This is a genomic window from Methylosinus sp. (assembly GCF_036560965.1).
Classification (GTDB): Bacteria; Pseudomonadota; Alphaproteobacteria; order Rhizobiales; family Beijerinckiaceae; genus Methylosinus.
In genome coordinates this window covers 1-2,362 of sequence record NZ_DATBQF010000066.1, presented here as the reverse complement: position 1 = coordinate 2,362, position 2,362 = coordinate 1, and the positions used below count along the sequence as shown (strand labels likewise).

General features: G+C 66.5%; 2 protein-coding genes. Both read right to left on the bottom strand.

The window, feature by feature from the left end:
• Positions 1–204 precede the first annotated feature (204 nt).
• On the bottom strand, positions 205–801 hold the full coding sequence (locus VIF40_RS17050) for an N-acetyltransferase (RefSeq protein WP_331938712.1): 597 nt from the start codon (positions 799–801) through the stop codon (positions 205–207).
• Positions 802–922: 121 nt separating this feature from the next.
• Positions 923–2,065 (bottom strand): type III PLP-dependent enzyme, encoded by a 1,143-nt coding sequence (locus VIF40_RS17045; protein ID WP_331938711.1) that lies wholly within the window; start codon positions 2,063–2,065, stop codon positions 923–925.
• Positions 2,066–2,362: the final 297 nt, after the last annotated feature.

Here is a 2,362-nt window from a genome sequence, read left to right as displayed (position 1 = left end):
AACCTAAATCCGGCGCGTCTACCAGTTCCGCCACGCCCGCGACGGCCGTCGTTCGGACGCGCTACAGCCCATCTTCAATAACCCATATAGCAGAAAAGGGCGCCCCCTAAGGACACCCTTCGGCCGGCGCGTCGCGCCGCTGTATAGCATGGGAGAACGGCGATGCAGCAGAAATTTTGCCGCGCGCGGCTTCCCGCGCCCCCCTTACGCCGCCGCCCTGAGCGCGAGCGGCCCCTCGTTCCCGAGCGGCGCCCGCGCGCCCGCCGCGCCGACCCGTCCTTGAGCCCCGCGCAGCGCGCCCGGCGCCAGCTCCTTGCCAAGGAAACGCGCCTCGTCCACCCATCCCGGCATGACGAGACCTTCGGTCAACGCCCGCTCGAAGCCGAAGCGCCGGTAATAGGGCTCGTCCCCGACCAGCAGCACGGCGCGGTGATTTTTCGCGCGTGCGCGGTCGAGCCCAGTCTCGATCATCGCGGCGCCCAGGCCGAGCGAGCGATAATCGCTCGCCACCGCGAGCGGCCCGAGCAGCAGCGCCGCGCGCCCCGGCCCCGCCTGGATCGGCCACAGCCGCAAGGTCGCGACGAGCCGCGCGCCGTCATGCGCCGCGAGCGCCAGCCCGCGCGCCGGAAGGCGCCCGGCGCGCAGCTTCTCGCAGGTCTTCAGGAAGCGCGCCGGCCCGAAGCAGGCGTCGAGCAGCTTTTCGCGCGCGAAAACATCATCCGGCGATTCGTCGTCGATGACGAAGCGGGCGGGCGCGAAAGCCGCTTGGGGAGCGGCGTGAAGGGCAAGATCAAAGGTCATCACTGCCTCCATCGGAAGACAAGCGACCCTCGCGCCTCGCGCTGGACAAAGCAGCGCCGGCCGGCCGGGACAGGGGGAATGAAGGGTTTCAAGACTCTCTCCCGCTCGGAAGAAAGACCGCTCAGATCACGAAGGATTCCAACGGCGCGAAGCCGTTGAAGCAGATCGAGGAATAGGTCGTCGTATAGGCGCCCGTCCCCTCGATCAGCACCTTGGCGCCGATCTCGAGACTCACGGGAAGGGCATACGGCTCCTTCTCGTAAAGCACGTCGATCGAATCGCAGCTCGGCCCCGCGATCACGCAAGGAGCAGCGGCGTCGCCGTCGAACTCGGTGCGGATCGGATAGCGAATCATCTCGTCGGTGGTCTCGGCGAGGCCGTTGAACTTGCCGATGTCGAGATAGACCCAGCGCAGCGTGTCCTCTTGCGACTTCCTCGAGATCAGCACCACTTCCGCCTCGATCACGCCGGCGTTGCCGACCATGCCGCGCCCCGGCTCGATGATCGTTTCGGGGATCTGGTTGCCGAAATGCTTGGACAGCGCGCGAAAGATCACATTGCCGTAGGTTTTCACCGCCGGCACGTTATTGAGATATTTGGTCGGGAAGCCGCCGCCGAGGTTGACCATCTGCAACTGAATGCCGCGCTCCGCGAGTTCGCGAAAAATCGCCGACGCCGACGCCAGCGCGCCGTCCCACATGCGCGGATTGCGCTGCTGCGAGCCGACATGGAACGACACGCCATGAGCGGCGAGGCCGAGCGCGTGGGCGTGTTCCAGCACCCGCGGCGCCATCTCCGGCGCGCAGCCGAATTTGCGCGACAGCGGCCATTCGGCCCCGGCGCCGTCGCACAAAATGCGGCAGAACACCTTGGAGCCGGGCGCCGCCCGGGCGATCTTCTCGACCTCGGCCTCGCAATCGACCGCGAACAGCCGCACGCCCAGCGCATAGGCGCGGGCGATATCGCGCTCCTTCTTGATCGTGTTGCCGAAGCTGATTCGGTCGGGGCTCGCGCCGGCGGCCAGCGACATTTCGATCTCTGCGACCGAGGCCGTGTCGAAGCACGAGCCCAGCGTCGCTAGCAGGGAGAGCACCTCCGGCGCCGGATTGGCCTTCACCGCATAGAAGACGCGCGTGTCGGGCAGCGCCTTGGCGAAGGCGCGGTAATTGTCGCGCACGACGTCGAGATCGACGACGAGGCACGGGCCAATGTCGCGGCCTTCAAGACGGCGCGCGCGCAAAAATTCCTGGATACGATCCGTCATCGCGGCATCCCCCAACGAAGGGCGCGGGCCAGGCCGCGCCAAGAAACAGGCTTCGGTGGACAGCAGACGTCCTTCGCTCGCGCGCGTTGGAGACGCGACGAACGTTGTAAGTCCGCAATCCTCAAGATCGACGCCGCGGGCTATGCCCTGCGACACCGATCCGGTGATGCGCCGTCGGCGATCCAATGAAGACAGAAATGCGCATGACGCGCATGACGGTCATCTGGATAGCCATCGTTTGGAAGGGGGTTTGGTCCCGTCCGCACGCCCGGCAAGAAAGACAAGCCTCTTCGGTAA

Bases quoted from the DNA above. Each gene is read 5' to 3' on its own strand.
- VIF40_RS17045 (WP_331938711.1), bottom strand. From the start codon at position 2,065: ATGACGGATCGTATCCAGGAATTTTTGCGCGCGCGCCGTCTTGAAGGC.
- VIF40_RS17050 (WP_331938712.1), bottom strand. From the start codon at position 801: ATGACCTTTGATCTTGCCCTTCACGCCGCTCCCCAAGCGGCTTTCGCG.